The 24,172-nt window shown below is 68.1% G+C and carries 24 protein-coding genes, 1 tRNA gene and 1 riboswitch; of the genes, 12 read left to right on the forward strand and 13 right to left on the reverse strand.

Annotated elements, in window-relative coordinates:
- Nucleotides 1-19 precede the first annotated feature (19 nt).
- Genes TU34_RS11060 through TU34_RS11085 form a run of 6 tightly spaced genes read right to left on the reverse strand, consistent with a single transcriptional unit; the run spans nt 20 to nt 6,564 of the window.
- Entirely contained in the window at nt 20-493 is a 474-nt protein-coding gene (locus TU34_RS11060; RefSeq protein ID WP_045822908.1) for an OsmC family protein, read from the reverse strand.
- Between the two features lie 5 nt (nt 494-498).
- Nucleotides 499-2,229 carry a DUF3556 domain-containing protein gene (locus TU34_RS11065; protein ID WP_045822909.1) on the reverse strand — a complete coding sequence of 577 codons (1,731 nt, stop codon included), beginning with the start codon at nt 2,227-2,229 and terminating at the stop codon, nt 499-501.
- Nucleotides 2,230-2,277: 48 nt separating this feature from the next.
- Entirely contained in the window at nt 2,278-4,647 is a 2,370-nt protein-coding gene (locus TU34_RS11070; RefSeq protein WP_045822910.1) for an ATP-binding cassette domain-containing protein, read from the reverse strand.
- Between the two features lie 38 nt (nt 4,648-4,685).
- Nucleotides 4,686-5,096, reverse strand: a complete 411-nt coding sequence (locus TU34_RS11075; protein ID WP_045822911.1) for a VOC family protein — start codon at nt 5,094-5,096, stop codon at nt 4,686-4,688.
- A 5-nt stretch (nt 5,097-5,101) separates the two neighbouring features.
- Nucleotides 5,102-5,548 (reverse strand): helix-turn-helix transcriptional regulator, encoded by a 447-nt coding sequence (locus TU34_RS11080; protein WP_045822986.1) that lies wholly within the window; start codon nt 5,546-5,548, stop codon nt 5,102-5,104.
- Entirely contained in the window at nt 5,545-6,564 is a 1,020-nt protein-coding gene (locus TU34_RS11085; RefSeq protein ID WP_045822912.1) for an LLM class flavin-dependent oxidoreductase, read from the reverse strand. Before TU34_RS11085 ends, TU34_RS11080 begins: the two co-directional genes overlap by 4 nt.
- A gap of 159 nt (nt 6,565-6,723) precedes the next feature.
- On the opposite strand from TU34_RS11085, the gene TU34_RS11090 reads away from it, so the two are divergent.
- The 6 genes from TU34_RS11090 (at nt 6,724) to TU34_RS23905 (ending at nt 11,636) form a co-directional block, all read left to right on the forward strand.
- Entirely contained in the window at nt 6,724-8,115 is a 1,392-nt protein-coding gene (locus TU34_RS11090) for an ABC1 kinase family protein (protein WP_420835175.1), read from the forward strand.
- 24 nt (nt 8,116-8,139) lie between these two features.
- Nucleotides 8,140-8,358, forward strand: a riboswitch (cobalamin riboswitch).
- 105 nt (nt 8,359-8,463) lie between these two features.
- Nucleotides 8,464-9,504, forward strand: coding sequence for a FecCD family ABC transporter permease (locus TU34_RS11095; protein ID WP_045822913.1), 1,041 nt, complete (start codon nt 8,464-8,466; stop codon nt 9,502-9,504).
- Entirely contained in the window at nt 9,501-9,959 is a 459-nt protein-coding gene (locus TU34_RS24305; protein WP_275041749.1) for an ABC transporter ATP-binding protein, read from the forward strand. Before TU34_RS11095 ends, TU34_RS24305 begins: the two co-directional genes overlap by 4 nt.
- 46 nt (nt 9,960-10,005) lie before the next feature.
- Nucleotides 10,006-10,305, forward strand: a complete 300-nt coding sequence (locus TU34_RS24310) for an ATP-binding cassette domain-containing protein (protein ID WP_238981253.1) — start codon at nt 10,006-10,008, stop codon at nt 10,303-10,305.
- Entirely contained in the window at nt 10,302-11,318 is a 1,017-nt protein-coding gene (locus tag TU34_RS11105; protein WP_045822914.1) for an ABC transporter substrate-binding protein, read from the forward strand. Before TU34_RS24310 ends, TU34_RS11105 begins: the two co-directional genes overlap by 4 nt.
- Before the next feature lie 150 nt (nt 11,319-11,468).
- On the forward strand, nt 11,469-11,636 hold the full coding sequence (locus tag TU34_RS23905; RefSeq protein ID WP_160298522.1) for a hypothetical protein: 168 nt from the start codon (nt 11,469-11,471) through the stop codon (nt 11,634-11,636).
- 19 nt (nt 11,637-11,655) lie between these two features.
- Here TU34_RS23905 and TU34_RS11110 read toward each other — a convergent pair whose 3' ends face one another.
- Nucleotides 11,656-12,066 carry a RidA family protein gene (locus tag TU34_RS11110; protein ID WP_045822915.1) on the reverse strand — a complete coding sequence of 137 codons (411 nt, stop codon included), beginning with the start codon at nt 12,064-12,066 and terminating at the stop codon, nt 11,656-11,658.
- A gap of 80 nt (nt 12,067-12,146) precedes the next feature.
- Between TU34_RS11110 and TU34_RS11115 the strand changes: the two genes are divergently transcribed.
- Complete coding sequence (locus TU34_RS11115) at nt 12,147-12,524, forward strand: winged helix-turn-helix transcriptional regulator (RefSeq protein ID WP_045822916.1); 378 nt, start codon at nt 12,147-12,149, stop codon at nt 12,522-12,524.
- Between the two features lie 96 nt (nt 12,525-12,620).
- On the opposite strand, the gene TU34_RS11120 is transcribed toward TU34_RS11115, so the two are convergent.
- The 3 genes from TU34_RS11120 to TU34_RS11130 are packed head-to-tail and all read right to left on the reverse strand — an operon-like array spanning nt 12,621 to nt 16,344.
- Nucleotides 12,621-14,981 (reverse strand): Tex family protein, encoded by a 2,361-nt coding sequence (locus TU34_RS11120; protein WP_045822917.1) that lies wholly within the window; start codon nt 14,979-14,981, stop codon nt 12,621-12,623.
- Nucleotides 14,978-15,805 carry a shikimate 5-dehydrogenase gene (locus TU34_RS11125; protein WP_045822918.1) on the reverse strand — a complete coding sequence of 276 codons (828 nt, stop codon included), beginning with the start codon at nt 15,803-15,805 and terminating at the stop codon, nt 14,978-14,980. The genes TU34_RS11120 and TU34_RS11125 overlap by 4 nt, the downstream gene beginning before the upstream one ends.
- Entirely contained in the window at nt 15,802-16,344 is a 543-nt protein-coding gene (locus TU34_RS11130; protein WP_150116492.1) for a hypothetical protein, read from the reverse strand. The genes TU34_RS11125 and TU34_RS11130 overlap by 4 nt, the downstream gene beginning before the upstream one ends.
- A gap of 28 nt (nt 16,345-16,372) precedes the next feature.
- On the opposite strand from TU34_RS11130, the gene TU34_RS11135 reads away from it, so the two are divergent.
- From TU34_RS11135 to TU34_RS11150, 4 genes are all read left to right on the forward strand, one after another.
- Nucleotides 16,373-16,954: a TetR/AcrR family transcriptional regulator gene (locus TU34_RS11135; RefSeq protein ID WP_045822919.1), complete on the forward strand. Its 582-nt coding sequence runs from the start codon at nt 16,373-16,375 to the stop codon at nt 16,952-16,954.
- A gap of 106 nt (nt 16,955-17,060) precedes the next feature.
- A complete protein-coding gene (locus TU34_RS11140; protein WP_203225445.1) occupies nt 17,061-17,738 on the forward strand; it encodes a DedA family protein in 678 nt (225 codons plus the stop codon).
- Nucleotide 17,739: 1 nt separating this feature from the next.
- Nucleotides 17,740-18,558, forward strand: coding sequence for an Fpg/Nei family DNA glycosylase (locus TU34_RS11145; protein ID WP_045822920.1), 819 nt, complete (start codon nt 17,740-17,742; stop codon nt 18,556-18,558).
- Nucleotides 18,559-18,745: 187 nt separating this feature from the next.
- Entirely contained in the window at nt 18,746-20,200 is a 1,455-nt protein-coding gene (locus TU34_RS11150; RefSeq protein ID WP_045822921.1) for an amino acid permease, read from the forward strand.
- On the opposite strand, the gene TU34_RS11155 is transcribed toward TU34_RS11150, so the two are convergent.
- Together TU34_RS11155 and TU34_RS11160 are read right to left on the reverse strand one after the other, a co-directional pair.
- Nucleotides 20,197-21,678 carry a flavin-containing monooxygenase gene (locus TU34_RS11155; RefSeq protein ID WP_045822922.1) on the reverse strand — a complete coding sequence of 494 codons (1,482 nt, stop codon included), beginning with the start codon at nt 21,676-21,678 and terminating at the stop codon, nt 20,197-20,199. The two genes, TU34_RS11150 and TU34_RS11155, sit on opposite strands and share 4 nt — an antisense overlap.
- 41 nt (nt 21,679-21,719) lie before the next feature.
- Entirely contained in the window at nt 21,720-23,045 is a 1,326-nt protein-coding gene (locus tag TU34_RS11160) for a PQQ-dependent sugar dehydrogenase (protein ID WP_238981245.1), read from the reverse strand.
- 155 nt (nt 23,046-23,200) lie between these two features.
- On the opposite strand from TU34_RS11160, the gene TU34_RS11165 reads away from it, so the two are divergent.
- Nucleotides 23,201-24,016, forward strand: coding sequence for a DUF1684 domain-containing protein (locus tag TU34_RS11165; protein ID WP_045822991.1), 816 nt, complete (start codon nt 23,201-23,203; stop codon nt 24,014-24,016).
- 77 nt (nt 24,017-24,093) lie between these two features.
- Here TU34_RS11165 and TU34_RS11170 read toward each other — a convergent pair.
- Nucleotides 24,094-24,167 (reverse strand) — tRNA-Pro (locus TU34_RS11170).
- Nucleotides 24,168-24,172: the final 5 nt, after the last annotated feature.

Below are 24,172 nucleotides of genomic sequence, written 5' to 3' on the forward strand. Positions count from 1 at the left end.
TTTCGGCGCCGGAGAGCCGTCAGCTCAGATCTGCACGCGTCCACTGGTTGTCGAACTCGAGCCCGCTGCGCACGAAGAGCTGGGTGACGGGGCAACGACGTTCGATCTCGGAGACGAAGGTCGAGAACTGCTCGTCGGTGGCGTCGGTCTCGACGGTGGCGCGCACCGACACCTTGTCGAAGTTGGCGTTGCCCTCCTCGCCCTTGACGAGCACGAGGGTGTCGAGGTCGCCCTGCACCGTGAAGGAGAACCTGCCCAGCGTGATGCCGAGGTCCTTGGCGACGAGAGCGGCGGTCACCTGGTTGCACGAGGTGAGCGAGCCGAGGGCGTAGAACAGCGGGCTGGGCGCCTCGTCCTTGCCGCCGAACGCGGGGTACGCGTCGGTCTCGAAGACGTGCTTGTTGTCGCCCTGGGAGGTGAGCGTCTGCGCGACGCCGGTCCCCTCGGCCTCGATCACGAACGGCACAACACTGGCGCGGATGGTGGAAGTCATGGTTGTCACCGTCGTCGCGGACCGCTGACCTGTCCAGATTTGCGATCCTCAGGATCGAAATAAGGATGTACGGGAATCGTGTCGTCCCACGGCTGCGCGGTCGCCATGTCGGCCACGCGGACGAACCCGCGCTCGAACTCGCCCACCGCCGGATCCACCAGCCGGTACTCCTGCCGCTGACGGTGGATGGGCTGGGCGTCGAGCAGGACGATGCGTACCTCTCCCGGCTCGAACGCACAGCGGGCCTGCAGTGCGGCGATCAGCTGCTCGCTGTGCATGTGGCCGTCTCCGAAGTTCCACCCGATGGCGGTGCTGCAGATGCGCTCACCGTCGGTGAGCACGTAGTCGCTCTCGTCGAATCCCGCCATGGCGCGATGCGCGAGGGTGAACAGGGCACGGCCGTGGGTGTTGAAGGCGCGGAACGCATATCCCATGTACAGCGGGATCTGCATGGCGTCGCCGGCGCCGTAGACCCGCTCGAGTTGGGAGGCGGGCATCGCCGCGATGGCGACCAGGTTGGCCTCCATCTTCGCCGCCGCCGACGGCGTCATGCACCACATCCCGGTGTCCCAGTTCCCGGCGTAGTACCGCATCCCCGGCAGGAACGACACCTTGCGCGGGAACAGGTTGCCGATCACCACAGTGCCCGCCGAGACGACCGCGAGAGCGATCACCCACCACGGGGACCCGAGGTCGCCGAGCCCGACGTCGGCGTGGCCGACGAACAGAGCGAGGACGCCGAACATCATGAAGACGTTCCACTCCAGGGGAACCCCCATCGGGATCGCCGAGAGGATCCCGAAGTGGAACACCAGCATCACCACCGCGGCCACCGCTGTCGGCCAACCGCCGCCGGAGAAGAACAGCACCAGAGGGACCGCCATCTCGATCACCGTGCTCAGGTGCGCGATCGTGCGTGCCGGCCGACCCGGGCGCAGATCGTCGGGGAAGTGCTCGAAGAACGCTCGCTTGATGCACCGGGGCCGCAGGATCGGGTTGTTCGACATCATCGTCGACACCACGAACGGGAAGTGGCGGTTGAGTTTCGAGGTCGCCGCCCCGACCCAGATGATGAGGAACACGATCTTCGCCGCGACGATGGCGTCGACCGTCGCGAACAGCAACGTGACCGTCAGCGCGGCGTAGACCTCTCCGCGCGCGGCGAGAAAGATCGTCTTGTCGCGCAGCGCGGCAGCTCCCAGCACCACCAGGATCACCGCGATCAGCCAGCGCGGCGGCTCGGTCACGATCAACGCCGCCACCAACGACACCAGCAGCGCCGCGTAGAGCGCGACGTCGACGGGGCGGCGCTCGTCGCCCCGGGTGAGCGGGATCCGGCGAGGCCAGGGAGGCAGCCGGATGGTGCCCGGACGCAGCCAGTAGAGGATCGACCCGATCGGTGGGTAGAAGCGATTGTTCAGCGGTCCGAAACCACACCCGAGACCGACGACCTCGAACAGCATCGTGAACAGCACGACCTTGGCGAACACGACCGGCTCGTCGTACCACCCGCGGACGTCGGTCAGCCCTCCCACGTCGGAGGTGCCGACCGACAGCAGCCACGCGGCGACCACGTAGGCGAGCACTTTGACCACGTAGAACAGGTGCAGTGCCACCGGCGTGCCGAACCCCACCTCGGCCCAGTGCCGCGCCATGGGCACGATCTTCTCCGCGCGGGTGCCCGTCTTCCAGGTGGCCAGGTCGACGTCGGGGGTGGTCTGCGTCAGGAATCCCACCCGGCGACGCTAACAAACCAAGCGCTCGCTTGGTTCACTATCGACCGGTCAGACCCCGACGTACGCGGCGAGATGCTCGCCGGTGAGCGTCGACCGGTCGGCGACGAGATCGGCGGGTGTCCCCTCGAACACGATGCGACCACCGTCGTGGCCGGCCCCCGGCCCGAGGTCGATGATCCAGTCGGCGTGCGCCATCACCGCCTGATGGTGCTCGATCACGATCACCGACTTCCCCGACTCGACCAGCCGGTCGAGCAGACCGAGCAACTGTTCGACGTCGGCGAGATGCAGCCCGGTGGTCGGCTCGTCGAGGACGTAGATCCCGCCCTTGCCCGCCATGTTGGTGGCGAGCTTCAGTCGCTGCCGCTCCCCGCCGGACAAGGTGGTCAGTGGTTGACCGAGCTTGATGTAGCCCAGGCCGACGTCCGAGAGGCGTTCGAGGATCTTGTGCGCCGCCGGTGTCGCGGCCGGTCCGGACCGGAAGAACTCGGTCGCCTCGGTCACCGACATCGCGAGCACCTCGCTGATGTCGCGGTCACCGAGGTGGTACTCGAGCACCTCGGCCATGAACCGGCGGCCCTCGCACAGTTCGCAGGTGGTGGCGACGCCCGCCATCATGGCGAGGTCGCTGTAGATCACCCCGTTGCCGTTGCACGTCGGGCAGGCACCCTCGGAATTCGCGCTGAACAGAGCGGGTTTCACGCCGTTGGCCTTCGCGAAGGCCTTGCGGATGGGGTCGAGCAGACCGGTGTACGTGGCGGGATTGGACCGTCGCGAACCGCGGATGGGGCTCTGGTCGACCGACACCACGTCGTCGAGTCCCGACAGCGAACCGTGGATCAGCGAACTCTTGCCCGAACCGGCGACACCGGTCACCACCACCAGCACGCCCAGCGGAACGTCGACGTCGACCGACTGCAGGTTGTGGGAATCGGCGCCCCGGATCTCGATCACCTCGGTGTGCTCGCGCACGGCGTCCTTCAGCGACGCACGGTCGTCGAAATGCCGTCCCGTGACGGTGTCGCTCGAGCGCAACCCGTCGACGGTGCCCTCGAAACACACCGTGCCGCCGCCTGATCCGGCACCGGGACCGAGGTCGACGATGTGATCGGCGATGGCGATGGTCTCGGGTTTGTGCTCCACCACCAACACGGTGTTGCCCTTGTCCCGCAGGCGGATCAGGAGGTCGTTCATGTTGGCGATGTCGTGTGGGTGCAGACCGGTGGTCGGCTCGTCGAACACGTAGGTCACGTCGGTCAACGACGACCCGAGGTGCCGGATCATCTTGGTGCGCTGCGCTTCACCGCCGGACAGCGTCCCCGCCGGGCGGTCGAGGCTGAGATAACCGAGTCCGATCTCGACGAACGAGTCGAGGGTCTCCCCCAGTGACTCGATCAGCGGCGCGACGGCGGCGTCGCTGATCCCGCGGACCCAGACCGCGAGGTCGCTGATCTGCATGGTGCACGCGTCGGCGATGGACTTCCCCGCGATCGTCGACGAACGCGCGCCCTCGTTGAGGCGGGTGCCGTCGCAGTCGGGGCAGGTGGCGAAGGTGACGGCGCGTTCGACGAAGGCGCGGATGTGCGGCTGCATGGCGTCTACGTCCTTGGAGAGCATCGACTTCTGGATCTTGGGGATGATCCCCTCGTAGGTGAGGTTGATGCCCTCGACCTTGATCTTCGTCGGCTCCTTGTAGAGCAGGTCGTCGAGTTGTCGCTTCGTGAAGGTCGCGATCGGCTTGTCGAAGGGAAAGAAGCCACAGCCGGCGAAGATCCGTCCGTACCACCCGTCCATCGTGTAGCCGGGGATGGTCAGCGCGCCGTCCTGCAACGACTTCGCGTCGTCGTAGAGGGCGGTGAGGTCGATGTCGTTGACCGAGCCGCGTCCCTCGCAGCGGGGACACATGCCGCCGGTGATGGTGAAGCTGGCACGCTTCTTCACCTCACGCCCGCCGCGGGTGACGTTCACGGCCCCGGCGCCGCTCACCGACGCGACGTTGAACGAGAACGCCTGCGAGGAACCGATATACGGTTTTCCGAGTCGGCTGAACAGGATCCGCAGCATGGCGTTGGCGTCGGTCGCGGTGCCGACCGTCGACCGCGGGTCGGCGCCCATCCTCTGTTGGTCGACGATGATGGCGGTGGTCAGTCCGTCGAGGAGATCCACATCGGGGCGGGCCAGGGTCGGCATGAACCCCTGCAGGAACGCGCTGTAGGTCTCGTTGATCATGCGCTGCGATTCCGCGGCGATGGTCGCGAACACCAGCGAACTCTTGCCCGAGCCGGACACGCCGGTGAACACGGTGAGGCGGCGCTTGGGGATCACGACATCGACGTCGCGCAGATTGTTCTCCCGCGCCCCCTGCACCCAGATCAGGTCGTGGCTGTCGGCGACGTGCGCGGTGGACGCGGGGGCCATGGTGCTCCTACCTCGAGAATGCTTCGGGACGGACAGGGTCAAGACGACTGCTGGATGCGGATGAGGTTGCCGAACGGGTCCCGCACCGCGCAGTCGCGCACACCATAGGGCTGATCGGCCGGCTCCTGCACGATCTCGCCGCCGGCCGCGACGATCGAGTCGAACGTGGCCGCGAGGTCGGTCGCCGCGAGCAGCAGCCGCGCGAACGTGCCCTTCGCCATCATCTCGGCGATCATCGCCTGCTCGGTCTCGGTGACCCCCGGGTCGGCGGTGGGCGGGTACAGCACGATCGAGGTGTCGGGCTGGTCGGCCGGACCGACGGTGAGCCAGTGCAGGCCGTTGTAGCCCACGTCGTTGCGGATCTCGAAGCCGAGGATGTCGCGGTAGAAGCCGATCGCGGCCTCGTGATCGGTGTGCGGGAGGAAGCTCGAATGGATGCTGATCGTCATGGCGCTCAGGCTAAGACGGTGCCGGCCGCCCGCGCTTCTCGATTCCTGACCGGTCTGGTCACCTGTTTGGCGACGCACGCCGGCATTCCCGCGACGGACTGACCGTGGTCGCGTCGGTACGCGCTCGGCGACACCCCGACCAACTCGCGGAAACGGGTGCTGAACGTCCCGAGCGAGGAACACCCGACCGCGAAACACACCTCGGTCACGCTCATCTCGTCGCGGCGCAACAACGCCATCGCCCGCTCGACGCGCCGGGTCATCAGATAGCTGTAGGGCGATTCGCCGTACGCGGCGCGGAACTGTCGGCTGAGGTGTCCCGCCGACATGTGTTCGCCGCGCGCGAGTTCCTCCACATCGAGCGGCGCGGCGAACTCGCGGTCGATGCGATCCCTGATGCGGCGGAGACGGACGAGATCGGCTGTCCGCGCCGGCGAGAGCGCGTCGCTCATGCCGGTGTCCACCCCAGCGCCGGGCCGAGACGCGTCGCCATGTCGGTGATGATCTGGACGTAGTCGTCCGGCTCGAACGAGAACGGGAGTGCGAAGGCGACCTCGGTGGCGCGCTGGAAGCCCGCGTGCTCGTAGAGGCGGGCGGCGAGGTCGTCGGACCGTCCGACGAGATCGGGCGCGAACACCATCCCCCGGGGTCCCTGCGGTTCGAGCGTTCGCGCGAAACGACTCTCCGCGTAGGCCTCGTAGCGTCGGATCTGATCAGGGGTCGCGGTGTCGGTGGGGATCACCACGAGCCCCTGCGACACCCGCGCACGCGACGGATCGGGATGCGCGGCGCGGTAGGCGTCGATGTGCTCGGCCTGGATGGTCGCGAAATCCCGCGCCGGACCGCCTTCGGTGAACACCACCGACGAGGTCAGGTAGTTGAGTTGCTGCTCACCGGCCCAGGTGGCCGAACCCAGACCGCCGCCGTACCAGACGCGGTCGGCGAGGCCGGGCGAGTGCGGTTGCACGCGTCGGGAGAACGACTCGATGCCCACGGTGCCCTCGAAGTCGCTCACCGGATCGCCGCGGAGGCAACGCAGCAGGCGCAGCACGCGCTCCTTCGAGAAGTCCTCGACGTCGTGTGTGTCGGGATAGAGCACGTGCCGGTAGTCGTCGTAGCGCATGGGGGTGCCCACCGACACACCGGGATTGATGCGTCCGTTCGACAGCACGTCGACCGTGGCGAGGTCTTCGGCGAGACGGAACGGGTTCTCGAGTCCGAGCGGGATCACGGCGGTACCGAGTTCGATCCGTGAGGTGACCATCGCCGCGGCGGCCATCACCGCGACCGGCGAGGAGATGCCGTACTGCAGGTGCCGGTCGCGCAGCCACACCGAGTCGAAGCCCAGGTCCTCGGCACGTCGGATCGTGTCGATCGTCTCCATGTGGCCGTCGCGCGGCGACGACTCCGCGAACCGCCCGATCGTCAGGAATCCGAGCTTGGTCAGTGCGGTTCCCTCGCCGGGCATGGCCGACCCCCTGTTCTCACGCGGTTCAGGGGAACCAGTGTGCCCGGTCACGACCCCGGGCGCCCGCATCGGTTCGCTTTGACTGATGCCCTCGGGTTCGGCACCATCGCCGACGGCGAGTTCTCTCGCCTTGTTCGTGTCCCCGACCTCGACCCACCCATGACCTCACCACTGCATACTGCGAAGACCATGACTCGTGAACCCGGTACCGAGCTGGCCCCCGTGGCCGCCGGCTCAGCGCACGTACACGTCCACCTCCCGCATGTGTCGCCGATCGCCGAGGCGCGCCGTGTCGGCATCACCGCCTTCCAACTGGCGCGCGGCGTCGGCGAGGTGGCCGTCGGTTTCCGGTCCCGCAAGCCACTGCCCGAGCGTGCGGCCCGAGAGGTCCGCGACGTCTTCGAGCGACTGGGACCCACGTATGTGAAGCTCGGGCAGCTGATCGCCTCGAGCCCGGGTGTGTTCACCCCGGCGTTGTCGCGGGAGTTCGAGACCCTGCTCGACAGGGTGGCCCCCGCACCGATCGCCGTGATCGAGAAGGTGCTCACCGATGCGTTCGGCGCCCCGCCGTCGCAGGTGTTCGCACAGTTCGACGCCGTGCCGATCGCGTCGGCGTCGATCGCGCAGGTCCACACCGCGACGCTGCACAGCGGCGAACGGGTCGTGGTCAAGGTGCAGCGGCCCGGCATCGCCACCCGACTCGCCGCCGACGTCGCGATCCTGGAGAGGCTCGCCGATCTGCTCGAACTGTCGCCGTACGGCCGGATGCTCAGCGCGCGCAACGTGGTCGACGACTTCGCAACCGGCCTCGACGCCGAACTCGACTTCCGCAACGAGGCGCAGGCGATGGACGAGTTCGTCGCAGGTCTCACCGACACACCGTTCGCCGATCGCGTGCGGGTACCGACCGTGCACCACGAGTTCACCACCGGCGAGGTACTCACGATGGAGTACGTCGACGCCATCCGCATCGACGACGCGCGCGCCGTACGCGCTGCGGGCCACGACGGCACAGCGCTGGTGCGCAATCTGCTGCTCGTCTTCCTCGAGTCGGCCTTCCACGGCGGCCTCTTCCACGGCGACCTGCACGCCGGCAACGTCCTCGTCGACTCCGACGGCCGCTTGGTCCTGCTCGACTTCGGCATCGTCGGACGCTTCACCCCTCGCACCCGTCGCATCATGCGGCGCCTGGTCGGTGACCTGATGGTGCGCAACGACTACGAGGCCGCCGGCCGAGCCCTGTTCACCCTGGGCGCGGTCCGCAACCCGGGCAGCACCCGTGAGGGCGCGAAGGACATGCGACGGTTCACCGCACCCATCGCGGGCAAAGACCTCGCGGGGATGTCGTACACGGCGCTGGGCACCCAGCTCGCCACGCTGGCCAAGGCCTACGACCTGCGGCTACCGCGTGAGCTGGTGCTGGTCGGCAAGCAGCTCCTCTACGTCGAGAAGTACATGAAGCTGCTGGCCCCGCAGTGGCGGGCGCTCACCGACAAGGAACTCTTCACCTACATGAAGGCCCTGCTCACCGAGGACGAGCCGAGGCGCTGACCCGGGGCGGCCACGGGCTCGGGTAAGTTCTGCCCCGACGTCGGTGTGCTCCCGGTCGTCTGGTTTCTCCGGGAGCACCGCAAGAGGGAATCCGGTGCGAGTCCGGAACTGCCCCGCAGCGGTGATCGGGAACGACGCGACAGCAATGCACTGGCCCCGGCCGGGAAGCAGTCGCCGGTAGGTGGCATCGAGACAGATGCCGTGCCCGAGAGTCCGAAGACCTGCCGCCGTTGGTCGCGTCGGACGATGCGACCGCTCATCGGCCTCGTGGGATATGGCCGGTGCGGCGCCTCGTGAACCTGTCGTGGCTGTCTGCACCCCTTTTCCGCACAGACGGAAAGGGATCGGATGCAGGTACGCGGCCGCCCCGGTGTCGGCACGGCGGTCGCGCTGTCCCTGCTCGTGCTGGTCGCCGTCTCCGTGGTCGGGATGATCGTCGGCAGCGTGCACATCCCCGCGTCCGAGGCGGTGCGCTATCTGTGGGCCGATGTCGTCGGCGGCACCATCGCCCCGCAGGACGTCCCGGGCTACCGGATCGTGACCGATTCCCGACTCCCCCGGGTCCTCACGTCGATCTTCGTCGGCGCCGGGCTCAGCGTCGTCGGTGTCGTGGTGCAGGCACTGGTCCGTAACGCCCTGGCCGACCCGTACATCCTGGGCATCTCCTCGGGCGCGTCGGTGGGCGCCACCGCCGTGGTGTTGTTCGGCGCCCTCGGCGGCCTCGGCCTCTATGCGCTGCCCTCGGCGGCGTTCCTCGGCGCGTTGGGCGCCACGGTCATCGTGCTCGTGCTGGCCCGCAGCGCGGGCGGACTCGAACCGACCCGGCTGGTACTCATGGGAACCGCACTGGGCTACGGGTTCTCGGCCATCACGACGCTTCTCGTCTTCCTCGCGCCCGCCGGCGACGCCGCGCGCAGCGTGATGTTCTGGCTGTTGGGCAGTCTCGCCGCGGCCACGTGGCACTCGGTGTGGTTGGTCGGTACGGTGTCGGTGGTCGGCGTGGTGCTCGCGAGCGCGTGCGCACGTCACCTCAACGCCCTGTCGATGGGCGATGATGTCGCGGCCAGCGTCGGCGTCCATCCCGGCCGATTCCGTCTGGCACTGTTCGTGGTGTCGGCCGTCATCGTCGGTGTGATCGTGTCCGTCTGCGGCGCCATCGGGTTCGTCGGCCTGATCATGCCGCACGTGACACGGTTGCTCGTCGGCGCCGACCACCGCCGCGTGCTCCTGCTCAGCCCGGTGCTCGGTGCGGTGTTCGTGGTGGTCGCCGACATCGTCTCCCGCACCCTGGTGCCGCCGTACGAGTTGCCGATCGGCGCCATCACCGCCGCGGTCGGGGTGCCGGTGTTCGTGGCACTGATGCGCCGCCGCGAACGAGTGACCACATGACCCCCGACCCGGACGCCACCACGGCGACGCCGGCCGTCGCCTACTGCGACGTGTCGATCCGCCTGGGCGACACCGAGATCGTCCACGACCTGTCGCTGTCGGTGCCCGACGGCGGGTTCCTCGGCGTCATCGGACCCAACGGCAGCGGGAAATCGACGATACTGCGCTGCCTGTTCCGAGCCCTGTCACCGTCGAGTGGCCAGGTCACCGTGCACGGCACCGACATCGTCGCGACCTCGCTGCGCGACAACGCACGTCAGGTCGCCGCACTCACCCAGTCCTCGGCGCTCACCCTCGATTTCACGGTCGCCGAGGTGGTCGCCACCGGTCGACTACCCCACATCCGCCTTCTCCGGTCGGCCACCGCCGCCGATCGCGAGATCTGCGAACGCGCCATGATCGATGCCGGTATAGGCGGTTTCGGGCACCGACGATTCGCCGAGCTCCGGCGGTGAGTCGCAGCGGGTCCTCATCGCGCGCGCCTTCGCCCAGCAGACCCGCGTGTTGGTCCTCGACGAACCCACCAACCACCTCGACGTCCGTCACCAGTTCGCGGTGCTCAAGGCGGCCCGTGCGCGGGGCATCACCGTGATCGCCGCACTGCACGACCTGAACATCGCCGCCCAGTTCTGCACCGAACTCGTCGTCGTCTCCGACGGGCGCATCGTGCGGCGCGGGACACCGGCCGACGTCCTCACCGCCGACACCATCACCCGCTTCTTCGGTATCGGGTGCCACATCGTCACCCATCCACGCCTGCGCGTTCCACAGATCATCTTCGACGAAGGGACCACCCGATGACACGACGCTTCCTGGCTCGCGCCGCACTGGCGCTCAGCGCGACACTCGCGGTCGGCGGGTGTGGCGCCACGGTGTCCGACCCCGCCGCGCCGACGTCGTCCGGCGCGGCGGTCACGGTCACCAATTGCGGTGCACCGCTCACGGTTCCGTCGCGCCCGAACAAGGTGCTCACCAACGACACCGGCATCACCGAGATGATGTTCGCGTTGGGTCTGCAGGAACGGATGGTCGGCTACACCACCTACGAGGGCAAGGAGCGTGACATCGCATCCTCGCCGTGGCGATCGGAGTTCGCATCGACGCCCTCGCTCGGCACGGCGTTCACGCGCGAGGTGATCCAGAAGGCGGCGCCCGACTTCGTGTTCGCCGGATGGAACTACGGCTTCAAGGAGTCGACCGGCGTGACGCCGGCATGGATCTCGACGATCGGTGCGACGCCGTATCAGTTGACCGAGGCGTGCCGACAGCCCGGATCGACCCGACGCGGGATCACCCGTCCGCTCGACGCGCTCTACGACGACCTCACCAACCTCGGCCGGATCTTCGGCGTCGAAGATCGCGCCTCGGCCCTCATCGCCGGGTACAGGCGAGAGGTTGCCCAGGCCGCCGCCACCGCACCGACGGCCGATCGCCGGGCCCGAGTGCTGCTGTTCGACAGCGCCGATCCCGCCCCGTTCACCTCCGGCCGCAACGCCGCGCCCGATGAGATCATCGCCGAGGCGGGTGGCACGAACGTCTTCTCCGGGCTCGACGACTCGTGGACGTCGGTGTCGTGGGAGGCCGCCGCACAGGACGATCCGCAGGTGATCGTCATCGTCGACTACGGCGCGGGGCAGGCGAACACGGTCGCGGCCAAGACCGCCCAGCTGCGCGCCCAACCCCTCATGGCCGGGACCACAGCGGTCCGCGAGAACAACATCGTGTCGTTCCCCTACGCCGCTCTGGTCGAGAGTCCGCGCAATCCGGCGACCATCACCGCCCTGGCCACCTATCTGCGGAGTCGGGGACGTTGATTCGACGGCCGCGCCGTGAGGACCGCACGCGTGGTGTGATCCATGTCGACCCGGAGGCGAGATGGACGACACCGTGACCGTGCACATCGACCGCGCATCGGTCGCAATGGGCGACGACGTCAGCACCCATGAGGAGGTCTGGAATGGACCATGACCCAGAAATCGTGGGAGGACACGGCCGACCCAGGGGTCGTCGCCTACCTGGGCCAACTCGAACGGTGGGGCTACCGCCTGTCGCCGGTGGAGCAGGCCTACGCGGGTCGCCGCTCGGCCGACGACGTGATCGATGAGGCCCGGCGACATCGCGACGATCGTTGAAGCCGCACGCCCACGACGATCATTCGGCGATCGCAGTGGCCTCGACCTCCACGAGCACCTCTGGCTCGAACAGCATCGCGACGCCGATCAGGGACGACGGCGGCATCGGCTGCGGCAGCGCGATCTCGGCCGCAACCCCTTCCACGCCGGCCATGAACTCGTCCATCATCGACGGGTCCCACCCGACGACGTAGAACGTGAGGCGGAGTACGTCGCGGAACGAGGCGTCGGCCGCGGCCAGTGCGATCGCAGTGTTGCGCAGCGCTTGCGCCACTTGCGCAGCGAGGTCGCCGGGTGCCACCGGGATCCCGTCGGCCGTGCGTGCGATCTGGCCCGCGACATGGATGTGGCGACTGCCGGTACCGCTCGCAACGTGGTGATACGGCACCGGCGTCATCAGACCGGTAGGACTCAAAAGGCGAACGCTCATGCTGCTTCTCCTGATGTCGACGTACTAGGTATGTTCTTGATACCTAGTACAGCCAGGACACTTCAACGAGACCAGGTTTCATGACCGATACCTCCGCCCGCCACCACAGCGACGATCTGACCATCTCGTCACCCCACCGAGAACTGCTCGATCACGTCCTCGACAAGTGGTCATTGCACGTGCTGAACGAACTCTGCGAACGACCCTGCCGGTTCAACGAGTTGCGACGCGCCATACCCACGGTGACGCAGAAGAGTCTCACCGCCACGCTTCGCCGGCTGGAGAGAAGCGGCATCGTCGAGCGGGTGGTGGTCAGCTCCCGACCTGTCGCCGTCGAGTACCGCATCACCCCGCTCGGCAAGACCTTGCGTGAGCCCGTCGACGTTCTGCTTGCCTGGGCCGCGCAGCACTTCGACGAGATCGAGCGTGCACGATCAGATTTCGACGCACAGAACTGACTCGCGCAGGCCCCGACGGCTGCCACCGACCGACATCGTCCGTTCTGAGCGCCGGTTCCGGCACCATGCCGGAGGCAGAGCTCCAGACGGACGATCTCAGCGACCGAAGCCGGCGTTGCGCAACGCGTCGGCCATCGAACCGGTCGGTGCGGGCGCGGCACGTCGGTCGCCACCGCGACCGCCCTTGTCGGAGCGGCCCTGCCCCTTCTGCGGACTCTTGTTCGATCCCCGGTCGCGCGGGGGTCGCTGCGTCGACTGCTTCGGGGCACCGACCTCGTCGTCGAGTCGCAGGGTGAGGCCGATGCGCTGGCGGTCGGTGTCGACCTCGAGGACCTTCACCTTCACCACCTGACCGGATTTCACCACCTCGTGCGGATCCGAGACGAACGTCTTCGACATCGCGGACACGTGCACCAGCCCGTCCTGGTGCACACCCACGTCGACGAAGGCACCGAATGCGGCGACGTTGGTGACCACCCCCTCGAGCACCATGCCCGGCTTCAGGTCGGCGACCTTCTCGACCCCGGCGGCGAAGGTGGCTGTGGCGAACGCCGGTCGCGGATCCCGACCGGGCTTCTCGAGCTCGGCGATGATGTCGGTGACCGTCGGGACACCGAAGCGGTCGTCGGCGAACTCCGAGGGGCGCAGTGCGCGCAGTGTTCTCGTGTCACCGATGAGTTCGGCCAACTGCACGCCCGAGCGGTCGAGGATGCTGCGTACCACCGGATACGACTCGGGGTGCACGCCCGACGCGTCGAGCGGGTCGTCACCGTCGCTGATGCGCAGGAATCCCGCGCACTGCTCGAAGGCCTTGGGCCCCAGTCGCGGCACGTCGAGCAACGCCGTGCGGGTGGGGAACGGCCCCGTCGCATCGCGGTGCGCCACGATCGACTCGGCGAGCGTGGTCGAGACACCGGAGACGCGCGACAGCAACGGCACCGACGCGGTGTTGAGGTCGACACCGACGGCGTTCACGGCGTCCTCCACCACGGCGTCGAGGCTGCGGGCGAGGGTGGCCGGGTTCACGTCGTGTTGGTACTGGCCGACACCGATCGACTTCGGGTCGATCTTCACCAGTTCGGCCAACGGGTCCTGCAGGCGTCGCGCGATGGACACCGCTCCGCGCAGCGTGACATCGAGCTGCGGGAGTTCACGACTCGCGTACTCCGATGCCGAGTAGACCGACGCGCCCGCCTCACTGACGATCGCCTTAGCGGGTGCTGGGCCGCCGGCCTCGCCGATCTCGGCGATGAGTTCGGTTGCCAGTGCGTCGGTCTCGCGGGAGGCCGTGCCGTTGCCGATGGCGATCAGGTCCACGCCGTGGCGCGTCACGAGCGCGGCGAGCGTCGCCTTGGCGGTGTCCCACTGCTTGTGCGGTTGATGCGGGAAGATCGCGCAGGTGTCGACCACCTTGCCGGTGCCGTCGACGACGGCGACCTTCACGCCGGTGCGGAATCCCGGATCGAGGCCGAGGGTGGTGCGCGCGCCGGCCGGCGCCGCCAGCAGTAGGTCGTTGAGGTTGCGGGCGAACACCGCGACGGCGTCGTCCTCGGCCTTCTTGCGCAGCCGCATGCGGGCGTCGCTCTCGGCGGTCAGCATCAACTTGACCCGCCAGGCCCACCGCACCGTGGTCGCGAGCCACGTGGTCGCCGGTCCCGGGTGCGACAAGTCGACGCCGAGGGACCGGGCCACCATCGCCTGGTAGGCGTCATCGTCGCCGCCGTCGAACGTGAGCGACAGCACCTCCTCCTTGTCGCCGCGCAGAGCGGCGAGAACGCGGTGCGACGGCATCCGCTCGAGCGGCTCGGAGTAGTCGAAGTAGTCACGGAACTTCTGCCCGGCAGGGGTTTTCGCCGCCTCCTCGGTGCGCGGAGCGGTACGCAGGACCCCGTCGGTCCAGAACTTCTCGCGGGTGGCACCCACGAGGTCGGCGTCCTCGGCGGCACGTTCGATGAGGATGAACCGCGCACCGTCGAGAGCGGCGGCGCTGTCGGCGACGTCGTCGCCGAGGTACTCGGCCGCGACGGCCTCGGGGTTCAGTGACGGGTCGGCGAGGAGTCGATCGGCGAGGGGTTCGAGACCGGCCTCGCGCGCGATCTGCGCCTTGGTGCGACGCTTGGTCTTGTACGGCAGGTAGATGTCCTCCACCCGCGACTTGGTGTCGGCGGCGTTCAGCGCGGCGCGCAGGTCGTCGGTGAGCTTGCCCTGCTCGTCGATGGCCGCGAGCACCGCGGCGCGGCGCTCGTCGAGTTCACGCAGGTACCGCAGGCGCTCCTCGAGGAGTCGAAGCTGTGCGTCGTCGAGGCTGCCGGTCACCTCCTTGCGGTACCGGGCGATGAACGGGACCGTCGACCCCTCGTCGAGCAACCCCACCGCGGCGGCGACCTGGTGCTCGGCCACCGCCAGTTCGGCGGCGAGACGGGCGTTCACGGACAGCACAACGGGGGTCGAATTCACCCGCCGGACACTACCTGTCGGGAGAACTCCGATGCCCGAGCCACCTGGTCGGGTGTCACCGCGACGCCGGTGTACCGCTCGAACTGCCGCGCGGCCTGCAGGGCGATGACCTCGGCGCCGGTGACCACGGGGACGTCGGCGTGTCGCGCGGCGCGGATGAACGGCGTCTCGGCGGGGAACGCCACCACGTCGAACGCGGTCCGCGCGGCAGCGATCTGCGCGGTGTCGAACGCGAGGGTGTCGGCGTCGGCGCCGTCCATGCCCAGCGGGGTCACGTTGACGAGGATCGGCCCGTCGAGATCGGGCGTCTCGGTGGCCCAGCGGTAGCCGTACTTGTCGGCCAGAGCCGTCCCGGCGGCCTCGTTGCGTGCGACGACCGTCAGATCGTCGAAGCCCGCCGACCGGAACGCGGCCACGACTGCCTTCGCCATGCCACCCGAGCCGCGGACGACCACCGGCGCGGCGGCGTCGAGGCCGTGGCTGTCGATGAGTGCGGCGACCGCTTCCATGTCGGTGTTCGACGCGGTCAGCGTGCCGTTGTCGTTGACGATGGTGTTGACCGACTCGATCGATGCGGCCGAGGTCTCCATCACGTCGACGAGCGGGATGACGGCTTCCTTGAACGGCATCGACACCGAGCAGCCACCGATACCGAGTGCGCGCACCCCCGCGATCGCACCCTCGATGTCATCGGTCGAGAACGCCTTGTAGAGGAAATCCAGATCGAGCTCCCGGTAGAGGAAGTTGTGGAACCGGGTCCCGATGTTCGACGGCCGTCCCGACAACGAGATGCAGACGGTCGTGTCCTTGTTCAGCGAGGTCATGCCCGCGATTGTGCTCCGGGCACATCGACGGTCCGCCCTCGGCGCCAGAACGCGTAGGTCGCGGCGAGTTCGAGCGGGCCCCAGAACACGATTGGGAGGTAGCACGCGACCATCACGGCCAGCGGCACGCCGTGGACATGACCGGCGTCGGGGCGATGACCGGTCAGCACCTGGGACACCATCGAGATGGTGAACAGCCAGGTCACCGCAAGGCCGCCGAGGATGCCCGCCGCGACGACCGGCACTCGAGGCACCCGCCGCCCCAGGAACACCTCACCCCAGGGCTGGACGAGACCGACGGTCAGGAACGCGGCACCGAGCTGCACGATGCTGAGTCCGAACACATAGACGTAGCCGACCACCGCATCGTCGGCGAGCTCGAACTCCCGCAGCCCGGCCGTACCGGGCATCAGTCCGACGATCATCAACACCCGCCACACCGCCGAGGGGACCGTGACCCAGAACGCGGCCCACGACAGTCGCCTCGCCCACAGGGGGACCCGGCTGCGCTCAATTAGAATTGTCGTTCTAGTATTCATGTTCTGAATGTAAGGCAGGTGAACGATCGTGGCAAGAAGCCAGAAGTATGACGTGGAGGCGATCCTCGACGCGGCCGCCGAGGCATGCCGTGAACATTGGCGCGACACCACGATCACCCACGTCGCCCAGGCCGCAGGCGCCCCGACCGGGTCGATCTATCACCGCTTCGCCTCGCGCGACGCGTTGTTGGGCGCGCTGTGGGTGCGGTCGATCCGGCGATTCCACGAAGGTCTGCTCGTGGCGTCGAAGATCGACGATCCGCGCGAGTCGTTGGCGGCGCTCGCGCGTCACGTGCCCCGCTTCTGTCGCGACAACCCGGCCGACGCGAAGGCGATGTCGCTGTATCGGCGGACCGATCTCATCGAGCTCGTACCCGAGTCGATGCGAGACGATGTCGCCACCGTGAACGACGCGGTCGACGCTGCACTGCGCGACGTGGTGCGACGCCGATACGGGCGCCTCACCGATCGCCGCGTCCGGTTGGCTCTGCTCGCGACCCGCCAGGGACCGTACGGACTCATCCGCCCTCTGGTCGGCGACACCATCCCCGCCGACTACGACGCGATCTGCGTCGCCTCGGCCGAGGGCATCCTCGCCCTCGGCGATTGACCCGTACGTGTGGTCTCGACCACGTCCGGCGGCCGTTTCGCCCGTTTTCTGGACAATGGTGGCAATCGCGGCGCAGCAGCCGCCTGAATCGGGGAGGTTGGGCCGAGTGAGCACCCTGGCGGCAGCGGCAGCCGATCAGCACGGATTCACCGGGCTCACAGGACTCGCGGCCGACGTCCTCGAGCGCATGGGCGACATCGGCATCGGACTGTTGATCTTCGTCGAGACCATCTTCCCGCCCATCCCCAGTGAGGTGGTGCTGCCGTTCGCGGGGTATCTCAGCCGCAGCGGCGACCTGTCCTTCGTAGGGCTGTTGCTGTGGAGCACCATCGGCGCCTGGCTCGGAGCCCTGGTGCTCTACGGGCTCGGACGCTGGGTCGGCCTCGATCGCACCGTCGCCTTCGCGGTGTGGACCCGCATCGTGAGCCGGCGTGACGCCGAACGCGGCGCGCACTGGTTCCAGCGATTCGGTACCTGGTCGGTGTTCCTGGGTCGGATGATCCCCGGCGTGCGATCGATCATCTCGCTGCCCGCCGGTGCCGGTGCGATGAACCTCGCGGTGTTCAGCGCACTGACCATCGCCGGCTCAGCGCTGTGGAACGGCCTGCTGCTCGGAGTGGGTGTCGCGCTGGGCACCCAGAACGACCGCTTCCAGGACTACCTCGGGTACTTCGACTACGTCGTCTACTCGGTTCTCGCGGTCGCGATCGTGGTGTTGATCGTCCGCCGCCGCCGCCATGTGCGAGAGGACAGCGCGGAGCAGCGCGAGCCTGTAAACCGGTAGGGTGCCTGAACTACCCGAAGTCGAGAACGCCCGGCAGGTCGTCGAGAAGGCGTTGCATCGCACCATCACCGAGATCGACGACCACGACCAGTACGAGTGCCGACCGCACAAACCCGGGGAGATCGCCGACGCTCTCGTCGGCGGGCGTCTCACCAAGGCGCTGCGCCGCGGCAAGGCGATGTGGTGTGAGACCGAGACCGCCGACGGCGACGAGGGACCCACGCTCGGAATCCATCTCGGGATGGGTGGCCGGGTCATCGTCACCGCACCGGAGGGTGAGGAGTCGTCGAACTACGGCGGCGGCAACGCGAAGGTCGGCGTGCGGAAGTCCGACAAGCCGGAGTGGACGCGCTTCTCGATGTCGTTCGACGACGGTGGCCAGATGCGCCTGTTCGACAAGCGGCGCCTCGGGCGGGTGCGGCTCGAACCCGACATCGACGCCCTCGGCCCCGACGCCGCCGAGATAACCCGCGACGAATTCCGGGACATGATCTCGCGCAGCGCCGCCCCGCTCAAGGCGCGCCTGCTGGACCAGCACGCCATCGCCGGCATCGGCAACCTCCTCGCCGACGAGGTGCTGTGGCAGTCGTCGATCTCGCCGTCGAGGCGCGCGAAGACCCTGTCGACCGAGGAGGTCGATGAGCTGCGCCGTGTCTTGCGCCGCTGCACACGGGCGGCCATCCGCAAGGGCGGCGTCCACACCGGCGAGATCATCCCCTACCGCAACGCCGACTCGTCGTGTCCCCGGTGCGGTGCACCGATGAAACGCGGCACCGTCGGCGGCCGCACCACGTGGTGGTGCTCGAAAGAGCAGGTCTGAGTCAGCTCTCGATGCGCCCTGTCGCGGTCCGCGAAACGCGGTCGTCACCGTGCGATGCGCTCATGTCGTCTGAAAGTTAGCTGCGCGCAAAATAATCCGTTCCGTCGCGTTCCGTGGAACGCGCCCGCGACCGGCGTCTGCGAGGAACACTGTCGGAGACCAGCCGCGTCGGGGCGAAGGGCACACGATGACCGCACCAGATCTGCCGTCGGACACTGTCGACGACCCCGCCGCATACGGATACCGCCCTGAGCTGAAGCGCACCCTCAGCTCGTTCCAGGTGTTCGCGGTGTCGTTCGCGTTCATCTCGGTGGCGGTGGGCATCTTCGCCACCTACGACGATCTGCTGGCCAACGGTGGGCCGGTGGGCATCTGGACGTGGCCGGTCGCGATGGCGGGCCAGCTGCTGGTGGCGTTGGTGATCGCGCAGTTCGCCGCGCGCATACCGCTGAGCGGGTCGTCGTATCAGTGGGCGTCGCGACTGGCGAACCCCCGCATCGGCTGGATCTTCGGGTGGCTCACGTTCTGCTATCTCATCACCGGACTCACCGCGATCGACAACGCGATGGCCAGCCAGTGCCTCATGCCGCTGTTCGGCATGGCACCCGACGAGACCACCGCGCGGGTGATCACCGTCGTGATCCTGCTGGTGCAGGCCGTGCTCGCCATCGCATCGACGCGCCTGGTGGGCCTGATCAACTCGTTGGCGGTGGGTGTCGAGGTGGCGATCGTGATCGTGCTGGTCGTCGGGTTGCTGATCGCCGTCGCGCTGACCGGCGACGGGTCGGTGGACAACCTCACCTCGCGCGGCGTGACGGCAGGGTCCGGTGACTACTGGGCATTCGGCGGTGGCCTGATGGCCACCATGATCGTGGGGCTGGCCACCCTCGTCGGCTTCGACTCGGCGGCGAACATGGCCGAGGAGGCGAAGGATCCGCACCGCACCGTGCCGAGGGCGATCGTGGGATCGGTTGTCGCGGCCGGTGTCCTTGGCATGCTGTTCCTCATCGCCCTGACCGTAGCCATCGGCGACGTCGACACGGTCAGCAAATCGGGCTCCCCCGTTGCCGACATCCTCCGCGCCCAGCTCGGTGCACCGATGGAGCGGATTCTCCTCGTGTGCGTGGGTATCGCCTTCTTCGGCGGCGGGATGGTCACCATGACCTCCTGCGCCCGAACGGTGTTCGCGATGTCGCGCGACGCCCGCTTCCCCGGCCACCGCGTGCTCGGGAAGGTGAACCCGCAGACGCAGACACCCATCGGCGCCACCGTCCTGCCGCTGGTGATCGGCATCGTCACGATGGTCGTGATACCTGGCGACGCCCTCCTCGAACTGATCACGGCGGGAACGCTGTTCCCCGCCATCACCTACGGATTGATCGTGGTCCTCTACCTCGCCGTACGCCGGCGGCTGAGCCACACCGAGGGCGCGTTCAGCCTCGGCCGGTTCGACGTCCCCGTCGCCGTCGCCGCACTGGCATGGACGATCTTCGCCGTGGTGGTCCTGGTGTCGCCGATGTCGACCGCCACCCCGATCGTCATCGTGGTCGGCCTCATCGCCATCGGCGCCGCGTATCTCGTGTCCATGCTCGCGTTTCGTCGGTCAGTGTTGACGCATGAACCCTCGGCCACCGCACTTTAGGTCGACTCGACCATCGACCGGTAGGACTGTTCCCGTTCCGTGAACTCGGGGTCGGAGATTGCGCCGAAGGCTGCGGCGTCTCGCGTGAACCGTTGTGCCGCATCCGGTGACGCATCCTGTCCCTCGAGCCGGAAACAACTGGGCGCGAGTGGGCCGAAGAGCAGGGCCCGTTGGAGTTCCGGCCACTTGTCGATGGACGGTTCCACGCCGGCGGCCCGCGCGAACATGATCGCCGCCAGATTCATCCGCGTCTTCTGCGACTGTCCGCGTCGGGAGCGGTAGGCGGCCACAGCGTCCCGCTGCTCGGCGTCGGAGGGCATCGGGATGGCACCGCCCCACGCGTAGGCGATCCACCGGGCCTGCAGTTCCAGCGGAACGAAATAGCCACCGGATTGATCCCACATCCCCACCAGGGCCAGCCCGGGCAGGTCGGGATGGAAGGTGTACCGGTCGGCGTCGATGTGCGCGTCGTCGAGGTCGAGAACCGCTCGTACCTCGTCGCTCAGACACGGGATGTCGACCCCGAAACCGGTGCCGAACAGGATTGTGTCGAACTCGTCGTGGGTTCCGTCGGCGAACGTCACCTCGCTCCCGTCGACCGACTCGATCCAGGGGCGCACCCCGATCCGCCCTTCGGCGACCAGGGGCAGGTACGTCTGGTTCAGGGTGACACCCGCGGCGAACAATGACGGGTCCGCGGGAGGGGCACCGTATTGCTCGGGGCTCCCACCCGCCTCGACGACGATCTCGCGCAGCTGCCGGTCGATCTCGACAGGCGGCAGTGCGGCGGCGGCGAGGGCTCCGAACCGGGTGAAGATCCGGTGATCCGACGGGACCCCGGCGGCGAACTTCGGGAGCACATAGCGCTGGCGACGTTGGGTGACGACCACCCTCGCAGCACCGGAGTGGGCGAGTTCGGCGGCAATCTCCAGTGCGCTGACGGCACATCCGGCCACCAGTACGCGCGTGCCGCGATGGTCGTCGGCACCGCGGTACTGGAAAGTCGACGACACCCCACCCGATCCGGTGAACGCATCCAGGCCTCGGACCGGCGGTATGGCGGGGGCTCGGAACCGCCCGGTGGCGATGACCACCCGGTCGAAGATCTCCACCGTGCCTGCGTGCTCGACCCGCCAGGAGTCTCCCTCGCGGTCCACGAGGTCGACGCGGGTGTGCAGTCGTATACGGGGTGTGATGTCGAAGGTGTCGGCGAACCGGCGGAGGTAGTCGAGGACGTCCTGATTCGACGGGAAGACGACGTCGCTGTCCGGGTCGAGGTCGCTGAACGCGGTGAGGACGCGGCTGGTGTTGGTGTGCATGGCCGGCCACACACCGCTGGATCCCGGTCGCCCGGACCACTGTCCACCCAGCGTCGGCCCCGCCTCGAAAACCGTGACATCGAATCCCTGCGCGAGCAGCCAACGGGCGACGATCACCCCGCCGGGTCCCGCGCCGATGACGGCGACGCTCTCACTCATCGACGTACTGTCCCACGCCGCATCGCGCCGTGGGCCCGATCTCACCGTCCGGGCGTGAGCCGATACACCAGGCCGGCTGTGTCGTCGGTGACGTACAGCGATCCGTCCGGACCGGGTATCGCGTCGACGCTTCTCCCCCAGCGCTTCCCGGCCGAGTTCTGGAAGCCGGTGGCCACCAGTCGCGCAGGACCGAGAGATCTCGTCGCGCTGTCCCACGGCGTGTAGGCGACATACGGCTCGCGTGGCGGCTGGCGGTTCCACGAGCCGTGCGCGGTGACGATCGCACCATCGGCCAGCGAGGCGGGAAGTCGTGACCCCCGCGTGAACACGAACCCGACCGGGGCACTATGCGCGGGCAACCCGAGCATCGTCGTGCCGATACGCGAGCAGTCCAGGGCCTGTCCGTCGGCGTTGAACTGCGGGTCGTTCACGTATCCCAGGTCGCGCAGGTCGGCATTGCCGCGGGAGTCCGGAACGCACCGTGGCCATCCCATGTCTGTGCCGGGGGTGATGCGGGAGATCTGATCGTTGGGATGGTCGTTGATATAGGAACGCACCGCCGTGCCGAATCGGTCGCCGTCGCGAAACGGGTAGGGCTGGTTGTCGTCTTCGTTGATGGCGGTGAACACCGTTCCGTCGGGCGCCACGGACAGTCCCTCACCGTTGCGCACCCCGACGGCGAGTGTGGTGTTCCCGGTTCCGTCGAGCCCGATCTGTGCGATGGTCGCGCGCACCGGGGTGGCGGTGCGGTCGGCCACGCTGCGGTTCGCCGTCGATCCCACGTTGTAGACGATGCGGTCGCCGTCGACGGCAACCATCTTGCTGTCGTGGCCGCCCGTGGGCAGATTGTCGATGACCACTCGACGGTCGGAGATGGCGCCGTTCGCGTATGTCCACGTCGTGATCCGCGAGTCCTCGCCCACGACGAGGATGTCGCGCCCGCCCTGGCGGGTCATGGCCACTCCTTGCGGATCGCTGAGACCACTCGCCAACTGCGCGACGCGGGGCCCCCGGTCGCCGCTGCCCGGCGTGACGATCGACAGCGACCCACCCTTGCCGGTGGACACGATGAGCCGACCGTCAGGCGTCCACACCGCCATCCGGGCGTCGGGCACATCAGCCCACACCTGCGCTGTCCACCCCTTCGGGACGTTCAGCGAATTTCCTGACGCGGCACCGGCGTCGACACCGTTCACAGCGGTCAAACGGGTGGAGACGAGCTGGTCGGCGCCGAGTCCGGCAGGCAGCGTGGAGGTCGATGAGGTGCCCGACGGACCGTCACCGGAGGAGCAGGCGACGAGTCCGGCGCACAGCACCGCGACCACCGGCACCAGTCCGGGACGCATCCACCGCAGGGAGGGAGTCATTGCATCCACGGTAGGTCGGGTGTCCGGTGCCGACCACGTAGGTGAGCCACCCCTTCCCCGACGAACAGGTCAACACTTTCGTGCGTGACGACGGCAATGCGATCATCGCGGCCTCGGCGCGCGTTGGAATGGTGAACCGACACGAGGAGATCGCCATGACCACGACAATCACGACTGACGGCGGCACTGCCGCGGTGGACAGCTTCGCCGCCGACTGGGAGCAGTGGCACCACGCCCGCGAACAGGCCCTCGGAGCGCCCGGCGGATGGTTGTCGATCAATCGTCTGGAGTGGCTCGACACCGAGCCCGGTCGATTCAACGGTCTGCCCGGGTCATGGTGGTACGAGGGCCCGGTTGCGCACCTCGCTCCCGGCCACGACGAGACGTTCTCACCGCGCACGTTCGACCTGCACCCCACGGGTCCGGGTGAGGTCATCGACGTCGACGGTCACCACATCGAGGTCGCCCGCCGCGGCGACGGGTACCTGATCCGCGTCCACGACGACTCCGCCCCGACGATTCGTGACTTCCGCGGTGTCCCTGCCTATCCCGCCGACCCGGCGTGGGCCATCGACGCCCGCTTCGAGCCCCACCCCGAGCCCGAGCCCGTCACCGTCGGGGCGGTCGCCGAGGGACTCGCGCACGTGTACGTCTCCCCGGGAGTGCTTTTCATCGAGCACGACGGCAATGAACACCGCCTGGTCGCATTCAACGGCAAGGAAGGCGGCCTGAGCGTGCTCTTCACCGACGAGACGTCCGGAGTGACCACCTACGCAGCCAACCGCAGCCTCGCGATCGACGCGTCCGACCAGACCATCCGCGACGGAGGTGCAGTGGTCCTCGACTTCAACCGGGCGGTCAATCTGCCCTGCGCCTTCATCGATTTCGCGACCTGCCCACTCCCCCCGGCCGGCAACCACCTGCCGTTCGGCGTCGAGGCGGGCGAGAAAACGCCCTACGGGCGTGGTTGACGCAACGGCAAAACAATCCTCGGGCCTTCGCTCGTATAACAAAAACACCCACCGGCTTCGGTGGGTGTTTTTGCGCGTCGGGCTGACAGGATTTGAACCTGCGACCACTTGACCCCCAGTCAAGTGCGCTACCAAGCTGCGCCACAGCCCGTGGCT

This window comes from Williamsia herbipolensis (assembly GCF_000964005.1).
Taxonomy (GTDB): Bacteria; Actinomycetota; Actinomycetes; order Mycobacteriales; family Mycobacteriaceae; genus Williamsia_A; species Williamsia_A herbipolensis.

Coding starts and splice junctions, on each gene's coding strand:
- TU34_RS11125 (WP_045822918.1), bottom strand. CDS start 15,805: ATGACCTCGCTGAACAAGGACACGACCGTCTGCATCTCGTTGTCGGGA.
- TU34_RS11105 (WP_045822914.1), top strand. CDS start 10,302: ATGACACGACGCTTCCTGGCTCGCGCCGCACTGGCGCTCAGCGCGACA.
- TU34_RS23905 (WP_160298522.1), top strand. CDS start 11,469: ATGACCCAGAAATCGTGGGAGGACACGGCCGACCCAGGGGTCGTCGCC.
- TU34_RS11130 (WP_150116492.1), bottom strand. CDS start 16,344: ATGAATACTAGAACGACAATTCTAATTGAGCGCAGCCGGGTCCCCCTG.
- TU34_RS11085 (WP_045822912.1), bottom strand. CDS start 6,564: ATGCCCGGCGAGGGAACCGCACTGACCAAGCTCGGATTCCTGACGATC.
- TU34_RS11090 (WP_420835175.1), top strand. CDS start 6,724: ATGACCTCACCACTGCATACTGCGAAGACCATGACTCGTGAACCCGGT.
- TU34_RS11165 (WP_045822991.1), top strand. CDS start 23,201: ATGACCACGACAATCACGACTGACGGCGGCACTGCCGCGGTGGACAGC.
- TU34_RS11075 (WP_045822911.1), bottom strand. CDS start 5,096: ATGACGATCAGCATCCATTCGAGCTTCCTCCCGCACACCGATCACGAG.
- TU34_RS11150 (WP_045822921.1), top strand. CDS start 18,746: ATGACCGCACCAGATCTGCCGTCGGACACTGTCGACGACCCCGCCGCA.
- TU34_RS11080 (WP_045822986.1), bottom strand. CDS start 5,548: ATGAGCGACGCGCTCTCGCCGGCGCGGACAGCCGATCTCGTCCGTCTC.
- TU34_RS11070 (WP_045822910.1), bottom strand. CDS start 4,647: ATGGCCCCCGCGTCCACCGCGCACGTCGCCGACAGCCACGACCTGATC.
- TU34_RS11110 (WP_045822915.1), bottom strand. CDS start 12,066: ATGAGCGTTCGCCTTTTGAGTCCTACCGGTCTGATGACGCCGGTGCCG.
- TU34_RS11115 (WP_045822916.1), top strand. CDS start 12,147: ATGACCGATACCTCCGCCCGCCACCACAGCGACGATCTGACCATCTCG.
- TU34_RS11095 (WP_045822913.1), top strand. CDS start 8,464: ATGCAGGTACGCGGCCGCCCCGGTGTCGGCACGGCGGTCGCGCTGTCC.
- TU34_RS11160 (WP_238981245.1), bottom strand. CDS start 23,045: ATGACTCCCTCCCTGCGGTGGATGCGTCCCGGACTGGTGCCGGTGGTC.
- TU34_RS24305 (WP_275041749.1), top strand. CDS start 9,501: ATGACCCCCGACCCGGACGCCACCACGGCGACGCCGGCCGTCGCCTAC.
- TU34_RS11060 (WP_045822908.1), bottom strand. CDS start 493: ATGACTTCCACCATCCGCGCCAGTGTTGTGCCGTTCGTGATCGAGGCC.
- TU34_RS11155 (WP_045822922.1), bottom strand. CDS start 21,678: ATGAGTGAGAGCGTCGCCGTCATCGGCGCGGGACCCGGCGGGGTGATC.